At 55.8% G+C, this 16,546-nt stretch carries 10 protein-coding genes and 1 pseudogene; 7 read left to right on the plus strand and 4 right to left on the minus strand.

The window, feature by feature from the left end:
- The first annotated feature begins 356 nt into the window (after positions 1-356).
- From HMPREF2751_RS11010 to HMPREF2751_RS09020, 7 genes and pseudogenes are all read left to right on the plus strand, one after another.
- Positions 357-3,326 carry a VaFE repeat-containing surface-anchored protein gene (locus HMPREF2751_RS11010; protein WP_070595899.1) on the plus strand — a complete coding sequence of 990 codons (2,970 nt, stop codon included), beginning with the start codon at positions 357-359 and terminating at the stop codon, positions 3,324-3,326.
- Positions 3,327-3,335: 9 nt separating this feature from the next.
- Positions 3,336-4,091, plus strand: coding sequence for a class F sortase (locus HMPREF2751_RS08995; protein WP_005511695.1), 756 nt, complete (start codon positions 3,336-3,338; stop codon positions 4,089-4,091).
- 175 nt (positions 4,092-4,266) lie between these two features.
- Entirely contained in the window at positions 4,267-4,626 is a 360-nt protein-coding gene (locus tag HMPREF2751_RS09000; RefSeq protein ID WP_070429229.1) for a hypothetical protein, read from the plus strand.
- A 679-nt stretch (positions 4,627-5,305) separates the two neighbouring features.
- Positions 5,306-6,778, plus strand: a complete 1,473-nt coding sequence (locus HMPREF2751_RS09005; RefSeq protein WP_070429230.1) for a SpaH/EbpB family LPXTG-anchored major pilin — start codon at positions 5,306-5,308, stop codon at positions 6,776-6,778.
- A gap of 293 nt (positions 6,779-7,071) precedes the next feature.
- Positions 7,072-7,813, plus strand: a pseudogene (locus tag HMPREF2751_RS09010) (class C sortase); the annotation flags it as partial.
- A 285-nt stretch (positions 7,814-8,098) separates the two neighbouring features.
- Entirely contained in the window at positions 8,099-9,001 is a 903-nt protein-coding gene (locus tag HMPREF2751_RS09015; protein WP_083276316.1) for an isopeptide-forming domain-containing protein, read from the plus strand.
- Positions 9,001-12,651, plus strand: coding sequence for a prealbumin-like fold domain-containing protein (locus HMPREF2751_RS09020; protein ID WP_070429231.1), 3,651 nt, complete (start codon positions 9,001-9,003; stop codon positions 12,649-12,651). Before HMPREF2751_RS09015 ends, HMPREF2751_RS09020 begins: the two co-directional genes overlap by 1 nt.
- A 173-nt stretch (positions 12,652-12,824) precedes the next feature.
- Here HMPREF2751_RS09020 and HMPREF2751_RS10665 read toward each other — a convergent pair whose 3' ends face one another.
- From HMPREF2751_RS10665 to HMPREF2751_RS09035, 4 genes are all read right to left on the minus strand, one after another.
- A complete protein-coding gene (locus HMPREF2751_RS10665) occupies positions 12,825-13,457 on the minus strand; it encodes a trypsin-like serine protease (RefSeq protein WP_083276317.1) in 633 nt (210 codons plus the stop codon).
- A gap of 238 nt (positions 13,458-13,695) precedes the next feature.
- On the minus strand, positions 13,696-14,280 hold the full coding sequence (locus HMPREF2751_RS09025) for an RNA polymerase sigma factor (RefSeq protein ID WP_172954594.1): 585 nt from the start codon (positions 14,278-14,280) through the stop codon (positions 13,696-13,698).
- 101 nt (positions 14,281-14,381) lie between these two features.
- Complete coding sequence (locus HMPREF2751_RS09030; RefSeq protein WP_070595900.1) at positions 14,382-15,815, minus strand: ABC transporter permease; 1,434 nt, start codon at positions 15,813-15,815, stop codon at positions 14,382-14,384.
- The gene (locus HMPREF2751_RS09035) at positions 15,802-16,539 is read right to left on the minus strand and encodes an ABC transporter ATP-binding protein (RefSeq protein WP_070595901.1); all 738 of its coding nucleotides are present in this window, start codon (positions 16,537-16,539) and stop codon (positions 15,802-15,804) included. The genes HMPREF2751_RS09030 and HMPREF2751_RS09035 overlap by 14 nt, the downstream gene beginning before the upstream one ends.
- Between the last annotated feature and the right edge of the window lie 7 nt (positions 16,540-16,546).

Raw genomic sequence — 16,546 nt, forward strand, 5'->3', positions numbered from 1 at the left:
CTGCAGGTAATGGAGGTTTATCTGGGCTGAATGGCTAGGCGTCGTAGAGGAAGGTGGAACGTTAGTATTTGCCCGGTATCCATACGGCTACCCCTGAAAAAATATGCAAACAACAATTATCGACATTGAAATAAAAGGAAATAGGGGTGCCAATTAAATGGTCTAACAAACATAAAATGTATTTGTTATATTCGGGGGCGGCCAACGCTATAAATGAGAATTAGAAGGCGATGTCAACTGGGCTACCTGTGATGGGGGCTGGAGACGCTTATGCGTGGTCATTGATTGTTAATTGAAGGCTGGAAAGGTAGCGAAAGGTGTATAACGCACTGAAATCGAAGGAAGGGGGAGGGCTCATGTTCGGTCGTTTTACAAACGAGAAGCGCTGGTTGGCGCTATTTAGCTTCATGGCTGTGCTCGCTCTTTTCTTCGCTAAATCTCCAATAATTGCGCATGCGCAGGATGCAGAAGACACTGGCGAAACCCTGACGATTCAGAAGATTCTGAGTGTTCCTGGAACCGTTAAGGGTGTTGAAGCCAATGGAAATGTCCGTGATTTTGGGCCACTCATTGCGGCATTTGACGAGGCTGCAACACCATTTGGTAGCCACAAAATGGGTTACTGCATTGAGGCCAGCGTCGCCGGTGATCTTTATGACACCGGTCGTGTGCAGAACTTCAGTCAGTTCTCGCGCAGTACAGATACCAATAACAAGCTGCGGAACGACTTTGACCGATACCGGAAGCTCAACTGGATTGCGCACCACGGTTCTCCAGCTGTTGGTTTGGATGAACTGGGGAAGGCGGCTGGAGTTAAAGGACGTCTGAATGTGCTGGATGCCAATAACGCAACTCAGTTCGCTCTGTGGCACTTCTCCGATGACATTGACTTCTCCCAGGGCATTCACAACCCATCGACGAAGGCTGTCTACGACTACCTCACTGGTCCGGCTAACGTCGGTCAGGGCACCGTCGACGGTACGAACCGCACTGGCTACATTTTCAACAATGGTAAGAAACAAGACATCATTGTGATTGACAATGTCACTCCGTCTTCCGGTGAAGTTCCGGCAGAGCCGACGAAGCCGTCTGAGCCAGAAAAGCCGACTGAGCCGGAGAAGCCGACTACACCGACCACGCCTGCGGAGACCACGACCCCGTCCGAGTCGACCAAGCCATCCGAGCCGGAGAAGCCGACCACGCGTAAGCCGTCGATCTCCACTCAGGCTCGCCTGAACGGCAACAAGATTGTTGCGGGCGCTGTGGTTAAGGACATCGTGAAGTTCACCGACCTGGTTCCGGGTAAGAACTACCGCCTGGACGCCACCCTGGTGGACAAGACCAATGCTGATCGCATCCTGGGTACCGGCAGCGTGGAATTCACTCCGGAGACCTCTTCGGGTGAGCAGGCTGTCATGATTACCGTCTCCGATGATGTAGATGAGCCGGTTTCCGCTGCTGTTGCATTCGAAAAGCTGACCTCGACAGAGGTCACCGCCGATGGCCAGGACAACACCGATGGTCAGCGGGTAGAGATCGCCTCCCACGAGGACATTAACGACGCAGCTCAGACCGTTCACGGCGAAAAGCCGGAGCAGCCGTCGACCTCCGAAGAGACCCCGACGACCGAGGAGACAACGGAGCCGTCGTCCAGCGAGACCACTACTTCTGAGACCAGTGAGTCTGAGACTCCGGCGACGTCGGAAAGCGAAGAGCAGCCGAGCTCTTCGACGACTACTCCTAACACCTCCGAGTCCACGAAGCCGGCCGCTCCGACGGAACCGACCGAGCCGACTGACAGCACTGAGTCGCAGACCACGGAACCGACCGAGCCGACTGAGACTACCGAACCGTCTAAGCCGAGCGAGCCAGCTGATACGCCGCTGGAGCCGGAGCTGCGCACGGTAGCCGAGCTTCAGGGCAACCGCATTGAGGCTAATGCCAAGGTTGTCGACACCGTGCATTTCGAGGGCCTGGTGCCTGGTAAGAACTACACCCTCTCCGGTGAACTGGTTAATAAGGCTGATGGCTCTGTGATTGGTCATGGCGAGGCGACGTTCAAGCCGACGTCGGCAAGCGGTACTGTGACTGTCACTCTTGAGGTGTCTGACTCTGTTAAGACTCCTGTTGCTGAGGCTGTCGTGTTCGAGCACCTGACCTCTGATGAGGTCGACTCGACTGGTAAGGAAAGCGCTGGTCAGGTCAATGAGATCGCTGACCACGCAGATATCAATGACGCAAGCCAGACCGTGACTGGAGAGGTTCCGGAGAAGCCGGAAGACACCCCGACTGAGGAAAGCGAAACTCCGTCCGAGGAGACGACCGCACCGGAGACCAGCTCGACTGAGCCGACCACGTCCACCGTTCCGGTAACTCCGAGCGAGGATGAGCCGTCCGAGCAGCCGGAGACGACACAGCCGGAAGAGCCGTCTGAGACGACAACTCCGTCTAAGTCCGAGTCCGAAAAGCCGAGCAAGCCGAGCAAGCCGACTAAGCCCGCTCAGCCGGAAAAGCCGTCCAAGCCAAGCAAGCCTGCCCAGCCGGAGAAGCCGAGCAAGCCGACTAAGCCCGCTCAGCCGGAAAAGCCGAGCAAGCCGACGAAGCCTGCCCAGCCGGAAAAGCCGTCCAAGCCGACGAAGCCTGCCCAGCCGGAAAAGCCGAACCACCCGAGCACCCCAGCGCAGTCTGAGGACAACCCAGCCATCACGACTACTGCCGGTATTGCCGGCAAGGCTCTGGTTGAAAAGGGTGCTGTCGTCATCGACACCGTGCACTTCACTGGCCTGAAGCCGGGCACGAAGTACACGTTGACCGGTGAGCTGATGTGCAAGGAGACGGGCAAGTCCACTGGCGCTAGGAGCCGCCTGCACTTTGTGCCGACGGCATCCGCCGGCACGGTTGATGTTCCGATCATCATCACCGACGGCGACTGCGCTTCTCAGGTTGCCTTCGAGACTCTGACCGATGCCAATGGCAAGGAAGTTGCTGTCCACAAGGACATCAACTCTGCGGAGCAGACTGTCACGAACGGCAAGACCCCGGAGAACACGCCATCTGAGCATCCAAAGGATGAGGGCAAGCAGAACACGCCTAACGACGATTCCTCTGCACCTACCAGCGACTCTGCCACCCCGACCACTGTGATTAATCAGCACTCGGAGCAGAACAACACCAACGTCACCATCATCGGTGGCACTGGCCAGGATAAGCAGAAGAACCACGGAAAGCCGTTGGCTCCGAACTCGGAACGACGTGCAATTAGTTCGGTTCCGTCTGGCCCGACCGGTTTGGCTACTCACGCTCTGCCGACGGTAGCCACCAACTAAGGAGATTCCATGACTGATCAGTTTGGCTCGGACGAGACCGGCAAGGAACCTGGAAACACACCAGGCATCGAACCGGAAACCGAAACTGGCGCACTCGACCACGTTGATCCGTTTGACCAGGCCGAAGACCCGGCCGACAGCCAAGTCGAAGACCTGCAGGACGTGCCTTGGTGGAAGCAGCCAAGGGTGTATATCGCCGCTATCGCATTAATCGGCGTTATCGCTCTGCTGGTGATTGCCCAACTGCACCGCAATGATTCGGCGCTCGAAGGTGCGCAAGAGAATCTGCCCACTCCAGCACAGGGTTCTCGGGGAGCTGTGCACGAGATGGAGATGCTCATTGACGGTAAGTCGGCTCCGATTGATTTCGTTCAGCTGACTGATCAGGGATCTCTGATTCCTCCGACCGACGTTTCGCGCCTGGGCTGGTATTCCGCCTCCGCGATTCCCGGTGAGAAAGGTGCTGCTGGATCGTCCGTCATTACCGGCCACGTCAATGAGGTGGACCAGGGCGATGGTTACGCTGCACGTTTCGCTGACCTGAAGGCTGGTGACACTGTCACGGTGAAGGTAGATGGCGAAAGCCGAGACTTCACCGTCAGCAAGGATCCAATCCAGGTGGTCAAGGGCGCCCAGATGCCCGAGGCTGTCAACGACGCAGTTGGTGAGAACCGCTTGGTCCTCATCACCTGCGGAGGCGAGTTCGTCGGCGGCACCTTGGGTTACGCCGACAACATCATCGTCGAGGCCACTCCAGTGCGCTAATCCAGTGCGCTAGATCAGAGCACTAGGGCGCTGGGGCTCAGCCTCAACTAGTTGACCAATTTCATTGGCTGTGGCTGTTGAACGCCGTCGAACAACGGCGGCGCCGGCAGTCGCAGAAAAACACAGAACAAATCTGCAGAAACCCTGCAGAAACACAGAAGATAAGGAAGTACCTATGAGCATGTTGAAGAAAATCGGTGTCTGGGGTGTGGGCGCACTCGTGCTTGCCGCTCCGGTTGCCACTGCCGCACAGGCGGTAGCTGCACCTGCAACCTCCGCTGACACTGCAGTTGTCGCTCCGGGCAAGGGCGGGTTCCTGCACTCGGGCAAGCTGGCCGTCAATCGCTACGTCTTCGAGCTTGAGCATCGCGATGGCAAGGACTACGTCAACATCACCTTCACCGGTGACCACAGCGCTGACGTGCAGATCATGCCGGATGGTATGACCCCCGAGGGCAAGAAGAAGGTCGATCAGGTTGGTGACGTCCTCAAGCTCAACGGCTACAACGATGTTCACTACTGGGCGGTTCTCTAAACGCCTCTTGTGACGCCACAGCGCGCCCCGTGTCGCTTACTGTCTCTGTGCTTTTACAGGTCCTAGCACAAGGCGGTGGGTCGCGGGGCGTTACTTGGTTTTTGAGGGTGTCCTTTTGCTTTCGCTTGACGACGTTGTCGTGACAGCAAATACGAGAAGGTTGATGAGCCCTCATTTGCCCGGCGTGCGCTGCGACGATAGCGGTAGGGGGTAAAAGCTATTGATACAAACCAACTGGTTAGCCCTGATTGGGGGAAGGGGGATAAATCGAGGAAATCTTGACGCTTTTTTGGGTGAATGGGCAAAAGCCCGTCGCGAACAGTGCAAAGAGCTATCGCGGAGGTAGTACGAAGTGTGAATGCGAAGGGTTTTCATGCCCAGGTGTCGCGGCCCGTTCTCCTTGGGGTATCGGTCAGATGCTTAAGCGGTTAGGTTATATATAAGCGGTTCACTGAGCGCTGTTAACCGAGCGGGCAATGGGCTTGAGCTGGAATGTTTCAACATACAAACATAAAAGTTCATGACGCTGAAGCTTAGAAGGTTAGACAGGCTGGTCTTTTCTTAAGGAAAATATCAGTTTTGTGCGGTCGGAGAATATCGATGTCGCCGTCTGAAGTGAATCGCGAGACGTATTGAAGCGTGCCGCTTCATTTTGGACCGTTGTAAAGGACCTGTTTCCGTGAATAAGTTCTCTCGTACCGCTCGTTCGGTAACGTTCGCCGCAATCGTCGGCCTGTCTATGGGTATCTCTGCTCCTGCTGTTATTGCTCAGCCTGAAGGACCTGCTGTTGAGCAGGGGGCTGTGAACAAGGCAAACATCGATTTCAGCAAGAAGGGTTCGATCACCCTCTACAAGAAGAAGGGTAATGAGTCGGGTACTGCGGCTACCGGCCAGGAGATGGAAGGCGTACCGGGCGAGCCGCTCGCTGGCGTGACCTACAAGATCACCAAGCTGAACTACGACCTGCAGAATGGTGACTGGTCAACCTTCCCGAAGTCGGCTGCAGACGTCAAGGATGAGAATAAGACTGGTGACGTCAAGGAACAGACCACAGGTGCCGATGGCAAGGCTGCCTTCGATGACCTGGATCTGGGCATCTACCTGGTCGAGGAAACAGACGCTCCGGCCGGCATCGTTACTGGTGCTCCGTTCATCGTTTCCGTTCCGATGGTCAATGAGGCATCTGACGCGTGGAACTACAACGTCGTTGCTTACCCGAAGAACACGGAGACCAAGACTGAGAAGACCGTCAAGGATGCGGATAAGCACATCCAGGATGGTTACACCTACACCATTAACGCCGACGCTCCGACCTGGGGCGAGGGCAAGAGCCTGAAGGCTTTCCGCTTCGAGGATCAGCTGGATCAGCGCCTGGACTTCCAGCAGGTTACCGAGGTCAAGGCTGGTGACACGGTTCTGGGCGCCGGTGACTACGATGTCAACAATCCGGCTGAGAACGGAAACAAGCTCGTCGTTAAGCTGACCGATCAGGGTCTGGCCAAGGTTCAGCCCGGTGCCAAGATGTCGCTGACTTTCGAGGTTAAGCGCAAGGAGGTTGGCGACACCACTGTGCTGAAGAACAAGGGTGAAGTTTTCTTCAATAACCCGAATACCGGTAACGAGGTCAAGAACGAGACCAATGAGGTCGAGACCTACCACGGCAAGCTGAAGGTCGTGAAGAAGGACGGCGAGGAAAAGGGCAAGGTCCTGGAAGGCGCTGAGTTCGAGCTCTACCAGTGCACCTCGGCATCTGACCTGGGTGCACAGGTAACTGTCAAGGACGAGAAGACCTGGACCACCGGTGAGGACGGCACAATCACCATTGATGGTCTGCACCTGACCGACTTCGAGGATGGCAAGGAAGCCCCGGCAACCAAGAAGTTCTGCCTGAAGGAGACCAAGGCTCCTGCTGGCTACGCACTGCCGGAAAAGGATGTCACTGAGATTGAGTTCACTCGAGCCAACGTATCTGCAACCGGTGAGCGCGAGGGTGACGATGAGGTCACTTTGGTTTCTGAGATTGAGAACATCAAGCAGGACACTCCAAACCTGCCGATGACTGGTGGCGCCGGTGTCGGCATCCTGGCTGCCATCGGTGCAGCTATCGTCGCAGCTGGTGCATGGTTCGCTCGCCGCGGATCGAAGAACTAAATCCGAGTTTGTACTCGGTGCCTTAGAGCGAAAGCCGCTCTAAGGACGGTGAAGCAGGGTACGCGTTGTGTACCCTGCTTTGCCTAGCGCACTGTGGTCAGTGCGCTGCTGTTGTGATTGATTTTGGTTGTCTGCGCAGTGGCAATTGGCGGCGGGTTTGGTGTATCTGGCTGTTGAAGGCTGTGCGTATTTAGGAATCTTTGGGGAGTTGTCCCGTGGAACAGTCGTCTGCTTCGGTAGTCGAGCTGGATGCTAGCCAGCAATCAGAAAAGCCGGCCCGTAAAAGCCTTACGCTGCCCGCAATTATTGTTGTAATCGGCTTGTTGGTCATGCTGTACCCGGTGGTGTCGACAGCATGGAACAACATGAATGCGTCGCGTGCCGCGCGAGCGTATGCGCAATTGGATAAAGACATTCCACAAGATGTGAAGAACACACAGTGGGAACGGGCGCATGCGTACAACGAGGGTCGCGATACCGGCCCAATCCTGGATCCGTGGTTGAACCGCATCCATGCGGATAATCCCGAGTACGCAGAGTACTTAAATCAACTAAATGAGACCGAAGCGATGGCTCGGTTCATTTTCCCATCCATCAATGTAGATTTGCCTGTACTGCATGGAACCTCGGATGAGACCCTGCAACGTGGTTTAGGTCATTTGTATGGATCCGATTTACCGGTCGGCGGCGTCGGAACGCATTCGATTATCACTGGGCACACTGGTCTGTCGAACTCAACAATGTTCGACCATTTAGCCAAAGCCCGTGAAGGTGACGCCTTTTATATTCAGGTGTCCGGTCATCGGCTCAAGTATGTAGTCGATCAAATTAAGGTCGTTCTGCCACACGAAACTGACGATTTGAGGCCTGTGCCCAATCAGGACTACGTCACGCTTATTACGTGTACGCCCTATGGCATTAACACCCACAGGCTTTTGGTGCGTGGCCATCAAGTGCCGCTGAATGAAGCGGATGATGAAGTTTTCAGTCAGACCCACGGTGCGGGTTGGCAGTGGTGGATGTACACCTTGCTTGTAGTCGTGCTAGTGCTTGGCACCGCTTTTGCCTGGTGGGTATGGCGTCAACGCCAGCTGGAAGATATTGACGACACCTTCGATGAAGACAATCACGACGGCGATATGGCCGAAGATTCCTTTGATAACTATGACGGCGATCAGGCCGACGAAAGCGTTACCAGCCATCGCGCTGGCGGTCGCCACAGGCGCACGAGAAAGCGAGCTGAAAAATCGGATCCGTCGCAACCGCAATCAGCTTCCGAGCAAGACGGAGACGATGAAGACCGCTGGTGGGAGCATGACAATGATTAATAACCGTGATAACCGGCTGAACAGCGTAGTTGCAGGAACCATTGCGCTTGCTTTCACCTGCGCTGGCCTTGGGGCAGGTGCGGATATCGCGCAGGCTGTCCCTGTCGCAGGACGTGACGGCGTGGCGGGAGTCGAGCAGTCTGTTGGCACGAATGTGCTGAAGATTCGTTTGACCAAGGGAAACCCCGATGATGACGGTCAGACTGTCGCAGGTTCCGTTGAGGGAGTGACCATTCACCTAGATCGGTTGGAGGGGATTGACCCCAAAAATCCAGCGGATATGAAGCGAGTGGAATCGGCCCGCCTTGACGAAATCCAAAAATGGAACAAGGACTTAAACCTTTCCAAGGTGACAGATGCCAACGGCGAGGTTCAGTTTTCCGGGCTTGTCGACGGTATCTACCTTGTGACCTCAAGTGCGCCGGACGGTAACTACCGTGAAATCAACGCTTTCCTGGTCGCGGTACCTTTCCACACAGTGACGGAAGACCCCAACCCGGTCGAAGGCGTCATCGTAGCGAAGTCGCATACGCCAGGTAAAACTCCACCACCGACAACACCTCCGACAACTCCACCTAAGACACCTCCGACGACGCCACCTAAGGCACCGCCGACGACTCCGCCGGACACACCTCCGACGCCGCCGGAGGATGGTACGACTACTCCGGCGACAACGCCCACTACTACGCCCACCAAACCTCCGAAGAAACCGGTCGGCGAATCGGCGTCAGGTTCAAGTCAAGGTCAGTCTTCATCGTCAGGGACATCAGGTTCTCTGGCGCTGACAGGTGTGCAGGTTGCTGGATTGGTGGCGGCAGCTGCCGCATTAATTGGTGCGGGCTTCATCATTATTGCGGTGAGCAGGAAGAAAGATAAAGGAAGTGAGGGACGCTAATGTCCTGGACAATGTTTAGCAAGCCGAAATCCGCGCGGCGAAATGTGCGCGTGATGGCGTCGGTCGCTGCGGCGCTGACCCTCACTTTTGGTGTTGTCATGCCGGCAGGTATGCCAGAGGTGGCTGGTGTTGTGGCGGAAGCGCAGACCACTGATATCGGTGTGGCGTTGACGTCAGGCGACCAGTTAACGGTTACCAGCGGTGATACCGCGAAGTTTGAAGGAAAGTTTGCCAGTGATGCAACTCTCAACGGAATGGAGATCACTGCAGATAGCGCCTCTGATTTGGAGTTTGCCGACGGCAAGTATTCGTTGACCGTCAACGGTAAAAAGATTGCTCTCCGTGAGGGAGACAATCTAGGGGTCGATGTTTCTTCGAATCCCGTGAAGTTCAGCATTACGGGGTTGAACGCTAAGGTCGTCGATGGGGCAACGTTCGTTTTTGAGACCCCCGAAATTTCGAGTGGCGCTATCTTCAGCGATACGTCGGTAGCAGCATCAGGCGAGATTGCTCAGACTTCTGAAACCCCTAAGCCAGATAATTCGGAGTCCGCTGAACCAGCTGAGTCTTCTAGCGGGGTCGAGCGGGAAGACGACTCTGTTGCGGCTGATGCACCAGATGTTCCGGGAGTGGAGGCCGGTGAGCCACCGCTTGAGGTGTCAGAGCCCTCTGCTAATGATCCGGTAGCGGCACCTCGTGCTGCACAACCGCAGCGTGCGCCACAGAGGATGGCGGCACCTGCGGCAGCCGATGCCGCCTATAGCTTTAGGATTGCAAAGAATAACGGAGATACGAACGGTACTGGGTATGTGCTCAAAGGCAGTCGCTACATTCCCACCTTCGTAATTCCCGCAGACCAGTTGTCGAATGGGACGATTACTCTCCCCAAAGACACGGAAGTCATTCTTGAAACGAACATTGATAGTTACATGTCTAAGGACTCGGCAGACATGATTGTTTACTACACGGGTACGAATGGAGGATGGTACGAGACCAAAGCTACGTACAAAAGAATCAGCAATAAGAAGTACCAGGTAATCCTGCCACAGATCTCGATTGGCGGTCCTGCGCAGATTCAGTTTATGGGGCTGCATCGAGGCGGAACCAACACCGTATATTCGGCGACGTTCAACCTTCCCACGCCGCCGCCGATTCCGAAGTGTGAAAATCCGACTCCAGAGACGGAAGTGGTGCGCAAGGCTGCACCGCGTCAGCTGACGGCAGAAGAGTTTGCCTACGGCAGCCCGGTGTACGTTGTCACTGGTACGCCGAAGGATCTTAAGCGCGATACCTCGATTTTGAGCCGACAAGTTGATCAAGGTAAGGCCTACCATGAGGTCGGTCGTTCGCCGTGGGTGTATAACTCCCTAATGTATGACCCCAATGACAACTGGCTCTACGCAGTAAGTCAGAAGCGCGGTCTGAATGGTGACAACTGCTATCCGGCAGGTAATCTGCTTCAAATCGATCCCGGAACCGGTGAAGTACACAACCTAGGTCCGATTAAGAAGCCAGGAACGCAAACTACCGCATTTGAAACTGAAGGCGACCGCGACTTCTCGAATGCGGGTGTCTGGACCGAAAATGGTTACTTTGTGGCAAATGCGTCAACATCCGGTAGTCGTAAGTTCTACCGTGTGAACACGGACAATTCCACAGCAGAGCGGGTATTCGGTAACCAAATCTCATTTGCCGAGGACTGGGCAGTACTCCCGGACGCACCACGGTACATGTGGGGCTTCCAGAGTAAGGCCGGTTCAAAGGATAGGGTGATTCTGGAGCGCATCGACACTGCAACAGGACAAATTTCTACCTGGGATTTGTCCAATTTGACCACACTCGATGGTCGCCGAATTGTGTTTTCGTCGGCATCGTGGGGTAAGGCTTGGACTTACTCGAACGGAAACCTAGGTTTCGGTGCGGGTAGTGACCAGGCTGGTCAAAATGGTTTTGAGCTAAAGATTGATAATCCTTCCTCCAGCCAGCCGACCTTTGAGTTGGTTAACATTCTGAATAATCTTCCGGATTCGTTCAATACTGATGCTGCCTCTAGCCTGGTGGCACCACCGCCAGAGTTTCAATCAAACCTCGCTGTGAAGAAGCTCCGCTCGAAGACGGAGATAATCAATGGTGAACCTAGGACTTTCTGGACGATTACGGTAGAAAACACAAGCGATCACCCGAGCTCTGGTGGCACTTTCTACGAGTACCTTCCAACAGATACTCATTTCGGTATTAATAGGAGCGGCCCAACCGCAAAGTTCGAGGGCTTTGGTCCCGGTTCTTCGTTGGTCAACGGGCGTAAGCCTGGACCGGACCAGATTGGTGCCGGCAGTGGCATTTTGGCAGGTATGAATGCGGAAGCACCATCCGGCGGCGAAGGAAAATACATGACCGGCTATGTCGGTACGATTCCTCCCCATGCAAAGGTTGAATTCGTTGTATCCGCTCCAGTGCGTACAGATGAACACGGCAACCTTAAGACGGTATGTAGCCCTAACCGTGTGAAGCTCGTCGCAACAGACTCCGAGTCGGGTCCGGGTGACGCGGACAATGTCTCCACCGAAGCTTGCGTAGACAAGGTTGCGGTAGATACAGAACCTCAGCCGGTACCGGGCACGCAAAACGAATTTACTGCAAGGTACAACGTGGTCGTGGAGTACCCCAAGACTCCGGGATACGAGTCGAACGAAGTCGTCTATGGACAATTGCTAGACACGCCGAAGTTTGTCGGTGCGGCGGCCGTCACCGGGGCAACGGTAGTGTTCCGCGACGAATTTAACCGCCTAAGTGAGCCTAGGGATTTCCGTGGCCCAGGTCCGTATGCATTAAATGGCAACAACACTCCGAAGATTACGAAACCAGAAGGTGTTGACGGTAGTACCGGCAAGCATGTCTATGAGGTCACTGTTCGTTTCACTCTCGACGCATCGAAGTTGGATGAAACATCTGTGCCTGAAGGGCACCCATCAGAGCCGTCCGGTAACTACCGTTGCTATGAGGAGAATGGTCTCTACGAACCCAACTTTGGCCTTATGAATGAGGCAGAAATGGGTGGTTGGAAGGATACCGACTGCATCCCGTTGACCCCTCCAGAAAAGAAGATGGGAATCTTCTTGGAGAAGGTCAGCTACAACCCGGATGCGCCGGATCAGATTCAAACCGGCGGACTGCTCGACGGTGCAGAGTTTGCAGTTCACCGTGCCGACCCCAATGGCGCGCTGAACTTGAATTCTGACGGAAGTGTCAACCTTGATACGAACCCAGTAGTGCGACAGTCTCAGACAAACACTGCGGGCCGTGTTGGACTCCAGGGCCTGGATGCGCCGGGTGTTTACTACCTGATTGAAACTAAGGCACCGCAGGGTTACAACTTGCTCGTTGAGCCCATTAAGTTCTCCACGGCGTGGGATGAAAAGGGCAATGCGATTATCGAAGTTCTCTCCGGTGGCGGTGTCGCGGTGTCTGGAAATCAGTGCGATAAGACTGGCATTCCAGAGTGTGATTCGAAGGTGGGCATTTTGCAGATTGCCGATGTGACCAAGGGCGAAATGCCTAAGACTGGTGGCAACGGTGTGGCACTGTGGGCGATGGCTGGTGCTGCTTTGGCAGCTGCCGGAGTCTTCGCAATGCGACGCCGTAACGCTTAAGAGCTAGGGATTCGGAGGGAGCCAATTCCCTCTGACGAATCAAGCCCGCCTCTCCTACTGAGTAATCGGTAGGAGAGGCGGGCTTTCGCCTTTGGCTATCGGTGATGGCTTGTTTTCCTCGGTCGGGTGACGTGACCTCAGAGGATGACAAGCCCTACGTAAACAAAGCGCTCTTACCAGGGTGAATTAGCGGTGATATAGGAACCAAGCTTCTGTCCGTTCCCATCGATGATGTTCCAGGTAGTTGAAACAACACCGACAGCACCTTTCTCCGGAACCCATACAGGCCCTCCGGAATCGCCGCGTTGAGCCTGTACGTTTTGAACCTGTAGAGCGTTGTCCTCGATTTGGTATGCCTCGCGATCAGCGGCTAAACCGCAGGAAACTTTCCCCGTAGTATTTCCGTATATGCAGACTGTCTCGCCAGTTTGAACATCGGTGGGGGATAGCATTGAGTCGCCTGAATACGAATTCACGCCTGCAGTAGCGGGGTCGTCAAGCGAGACAACGCCAATATCGTTCCCCGTATCTAGTGAATGGTCATATGTGGGAGACGGTTGGAAAACTCCAATTTTCTGAAATGTCCCATCCGTCACTGTGTCTCCCTCTTGTCCACAATGACCTGCTGTGTAGATTTGCGAATTGGTTTTGTCGACATAGCCAGCTGTACAGACACTAGCTTGTGGGCCATTAGCGTGAATGATGACTACTGGATCACCTTGGTTAATGGTGGCGGCGTAGGCGGGTAGTCCGGTTGTAGCGGTGATAACGGCAGTGACAGTGAAAATCCATGAAGGTCTATTCATGGGGAAATCTGCTCCTCAGTGAGTTGGTCGGTGGTGGCCCAAAACAAAGCTAATCTCGTCGGAAAAGATGGAACGTATGCGTACTGGGGCAGTTCATATACCCGTTTCGTATCGCGAATATAAGGAAATGTATAAAACTATCAGTTAAGGCAGAACCTACGCTCAACTGAGCAATCATGCGCGATAGTGTTCCAAAAATGGGGTAGAAGAAAGATCAACGTCCATTGGGGGAGCGGGTTTACACAGCTGCAGAGTCGCCGTTGGCGCTGTCGCCGTCGTCAAGCGCGGCAACCAGATCGCGGCGCGCACGGGCGACGCGGGAGCGAATGGTGCCCACACGGCACCCTGCGATTTCCGCGGCCTCCGCGTAGGAGTACCCCAGCACCTGCGTCAGAATGAGTGCCTCGCGGCGTTCCTCCGGCAGCTGCTCCAGCAGCACGCGGGCGTCAGCGAGCTCTGACCACGATTCGCCGGTCGTGAACTGCTCGGCAGCGTTTTCCACTTCCATCGCAGACTTCTTTGGGCGTGCCGAATCATGGCGGACCGAATCCACCCACACGCGCCGAGCCAGCGACAACAGCCACGTGCGGGCAGAAGAACGCGCCGCAAAGCGGGGAAGTGCCCCCATCACGCGCAGATACGTCTCCTGCGTTAAATCATCCGCGGCATCAACGCCGCCCAGATGTGCGACCAGACGCCACACGTCCTTCTGGGTCAGCCGCACGAACTCCGTCAGCGCAGCCTGATCACCGCGGCCGGCCTTCAGCGCCAGCTGCGTGATGTATTCGTCATTAGAGACGAGGCGTGCGGGAGTCATGGACATAGCTTAGCAACTTAAAACCTAAAGATAATTCGCCTGGCTGCACGTGGCCTCACCTGCAAAAGCAGGAGGCGACGCAGCCAGGCGAACTAGGGGCTGAAATGCTAGAAGCGGATGGCGTCGATGGGCTTGACGCGGACGGCAATAGTGGCGGGGATGATGCCCGCCAAGGCACCCACTAATGTTGCGACCAGCACGCCAATCACAGCGGCCGTGACGGGGTAGGCCACGGCACCGGTCTCCAGCGGCAACGCCAGCATCTTATCCAGCGGCAGCTGCTTGACCGTGATGATCGAGGCAATCACGCCAACCACACCCGCCACCGTCGTGGCGACAATCGACTCCAGGAACACAGAGATAAAGATCCTGCCTGCCGACGCGCCCATTGCGCGACGAATACCAATCTCACGGACGCGGTGGCCAATGGTGACAATCGAGACCGTGAGCAGCCCCAATGCACCAAGCGCAATCACAATGCCGCCGATAATGCCGAGCGCAGTGGTGATGGTGTTATTCATCTCCTGGGAAATCTGCGTGTCCTTCTCCGACAGGGAGGTATTCACCTTCCAGCTGGGGCCAAGCTCCGCCTGGAAAATGTTGTGCAGCGCTTTCTGGTTCTCCTTCGCGGATTCTTCAGGCGTTGCGACGAGAAGTTGCGGCTCACCCACCTGTCCCTCGTAGCCGGCGTTGAGGAAGGAATCATAGTGCGTGACAATGCTCGGGGCGTCCCACGATCCGAGGGATTTATACACTCCCACCACGGTGAAGGTGGTGTTGCCGGTTTCCTTCAAGGTGAAGGTTGGGTGGTCGGCTAGCGCTGGGTTTCCCAGGCTCTCGTAGAACTGGTCGTTGACCACCACGGGGTTCATCAAGCGCTGGCCATCGGCATCTTCCAAACGGCGTCCCTGCACGATGGTGCGGGCGTAGATATCGAACCAGCCCGGGTCAGCGGCGATCAGCTCGGGAGTACCTGGCGAAAAACACTCGTAATCATCCGGGGCGCAGTCATCCATATTTTGCTCGGGAGTCGCTGGCTGCATTCGAACTCGCGACCACAAGTTGGCGTGAGTGGTCTCCACCAGGCGGTGGGTGGCAGCGGAAAAGGCGTCGTTGATAGACCCGTCTGGGTTGATGACGCTCAAATCGTCCGGGCCGTTTCCGCCGGTGCCCTCGCCGCCGAAGCTTCCAAAGCTATCGGCCATTGTGCCGGCGCTGCCGTCACCGCTGAAGCCACCGTCGCCGAAGTTACCGCCTTCCTCGGAATCGGAATTACCCGCTCCGGCCGTCAACGTGACCGTTCCGGCGACACCCGTGCTCTGTGCGGTGACCGCATCCTGAGAGCTGGTGAGAATATTGCCAAGTGCGATAACCGTAGTCATCGCCCACACTGCGGCGGCCACACTGACCAGCGACAGCATGATGCGGCCACGGTTAATGCGCAGCTCATGCCACGCTTCCAGCAGAGCGCCGAGATAAGGCGTTGCTGCATAGAGGAAGGAAGGCCGTGACTTCGATTCGGTTTCATTATTCGTCGTCATCAGCAACCTCCTCGGAGCCGTGCATGACGTTGGCAGCAGATAGCAGGACGGAGTCGGCGTGCAACTGACCGTCGCGAAGCTCAAGCACACGATCGCCGCGCTCGGCGACCTCTAAATCGTGTGTGATCAGAATCAATGCGGCGTTGTTTTCCGCCGCGACTTCTTCGAGCAAATTCATGACGATCTTGCCGGTGTCGACATCGAGCGCACCGGTGGGCTCATCGGCAAGAATGAGTTGCGGTTGGCGCACGAGCGCGCGGGCAATAGCCACACGCTGCTGTTCACCGCCGGAAAGCTGGGAAGGTGTGGCCTCTAGGCGATCGCCCAGGCCAACGCGCTCCAGCATCGCGGCGGCAAGCTCGGTGCGATTCCAAAACTTCTCGCCCCGGTCGTACATCAGCGGAACCTCGACGTTTTCCAGCGTGGTGCGGGAGGGGAAGAGGTTGAACTGCTGGAAGACGAATCCCAAATTATCGCCCCGGAGAGCAGCGCGTTTCCTGTCCGACAAGGTGGAAATATCAGTGCCGTCGAACGTGTACGTGCCGGAGTCCGGCAAATCGAGCATGCCAATGATGTTCAGCAGCGTTGACTTGCCCGAACCTGACTGGCCGACAATGCTGAGGTGCTCACCGCGGGGCACTTCGAGGTCGATGCCTTTCAAAATAGGCAGCTCCTCGCCGTTGGGGAGCGTCACTGTTCGAGTGACTGCGGTCAAACTAAGCATGGCGCGG

The sequence above is a fragment of the Corynebacterium sp. HMSC063G05 genome, assembly GCF_001810555.1.
Classification (GTDB): Bacteria; Actinomycetota; Actinomycetes; order Mycobacteriales; family Mycobacteriaceae; genus Corynebacterium; species Corynebacterium jeikeium_D.

Excerpts from the sequence above, each read along its gene's own strand:
- HMPREF2751_RS10665 (WP_083276317.1), bottom strand. The coding sequence starts at position 13,457 with ATGAATAGACCTTCATGGATTTTCACTGTCACTGCCGTTATCACCGCT.
- HMPREF2751_RS11010 (WP_070595899.1), top strand. The coding sequence starts at position 357 with ATGTTCGGTCGTTTTACAAACGAGAAGCGCTGGTTGGCGCTATTTAGC.
- HMPREF2751_RS09025 (WP_172954594.1), bottom strand. The coding sequence starts at position 14,280 with ATGTCCATGACTCCCGCACGCCTCGTCTCTAATGACGAATACATCACG.
- HMPREF2751_RS09035 (WP_070595901.1), bottom strand. The coding sequence starts at position 16,539 with ATGCTTAGTTTGACCGCAGTCACTCGAACAGTGACGCTCCCCAACGGC.
- HMPREF2751_RS08995 (WP_005511695.1), top strand. The coding sequence starts at position 3,336 with ATGACTGATCAGTTTGGCTCGGACGAGACCGGCAAGGAACCTGGAAAC.
- HMPREF2751_RS09030 (WP_070595900.1), bottom strand. The coding sequence starts at position 15,815 with ATGACGACGAATAATGAAACCGAATCGAAGTCACGGCCTTCCTTCCTC.
- HMPREF2751_RS09000 (WP_070429229.1), top strand. The coding sequence starts at position 4,267 with ATGAGCATGTTGAAGAAAATCGGTGTCTGGGGTGTGGGCGCACTCGTG.
- HMPREF2751_RS09020 (WP_070429231.1), top strand. The coding sequence starts at position 9,001 with ATGTCCTGGACAATGTTTAGCAAGCCGAAATCCGCGCGGCGAAATGTG.
- HMPREF2751_RS09015 (WP_083276316.1), top strand. The coding sequence starts at position 8,099 with ATGATTAATAACCGTGATAACCGGCTGAACAGCGTAGTTGCAGGAACC.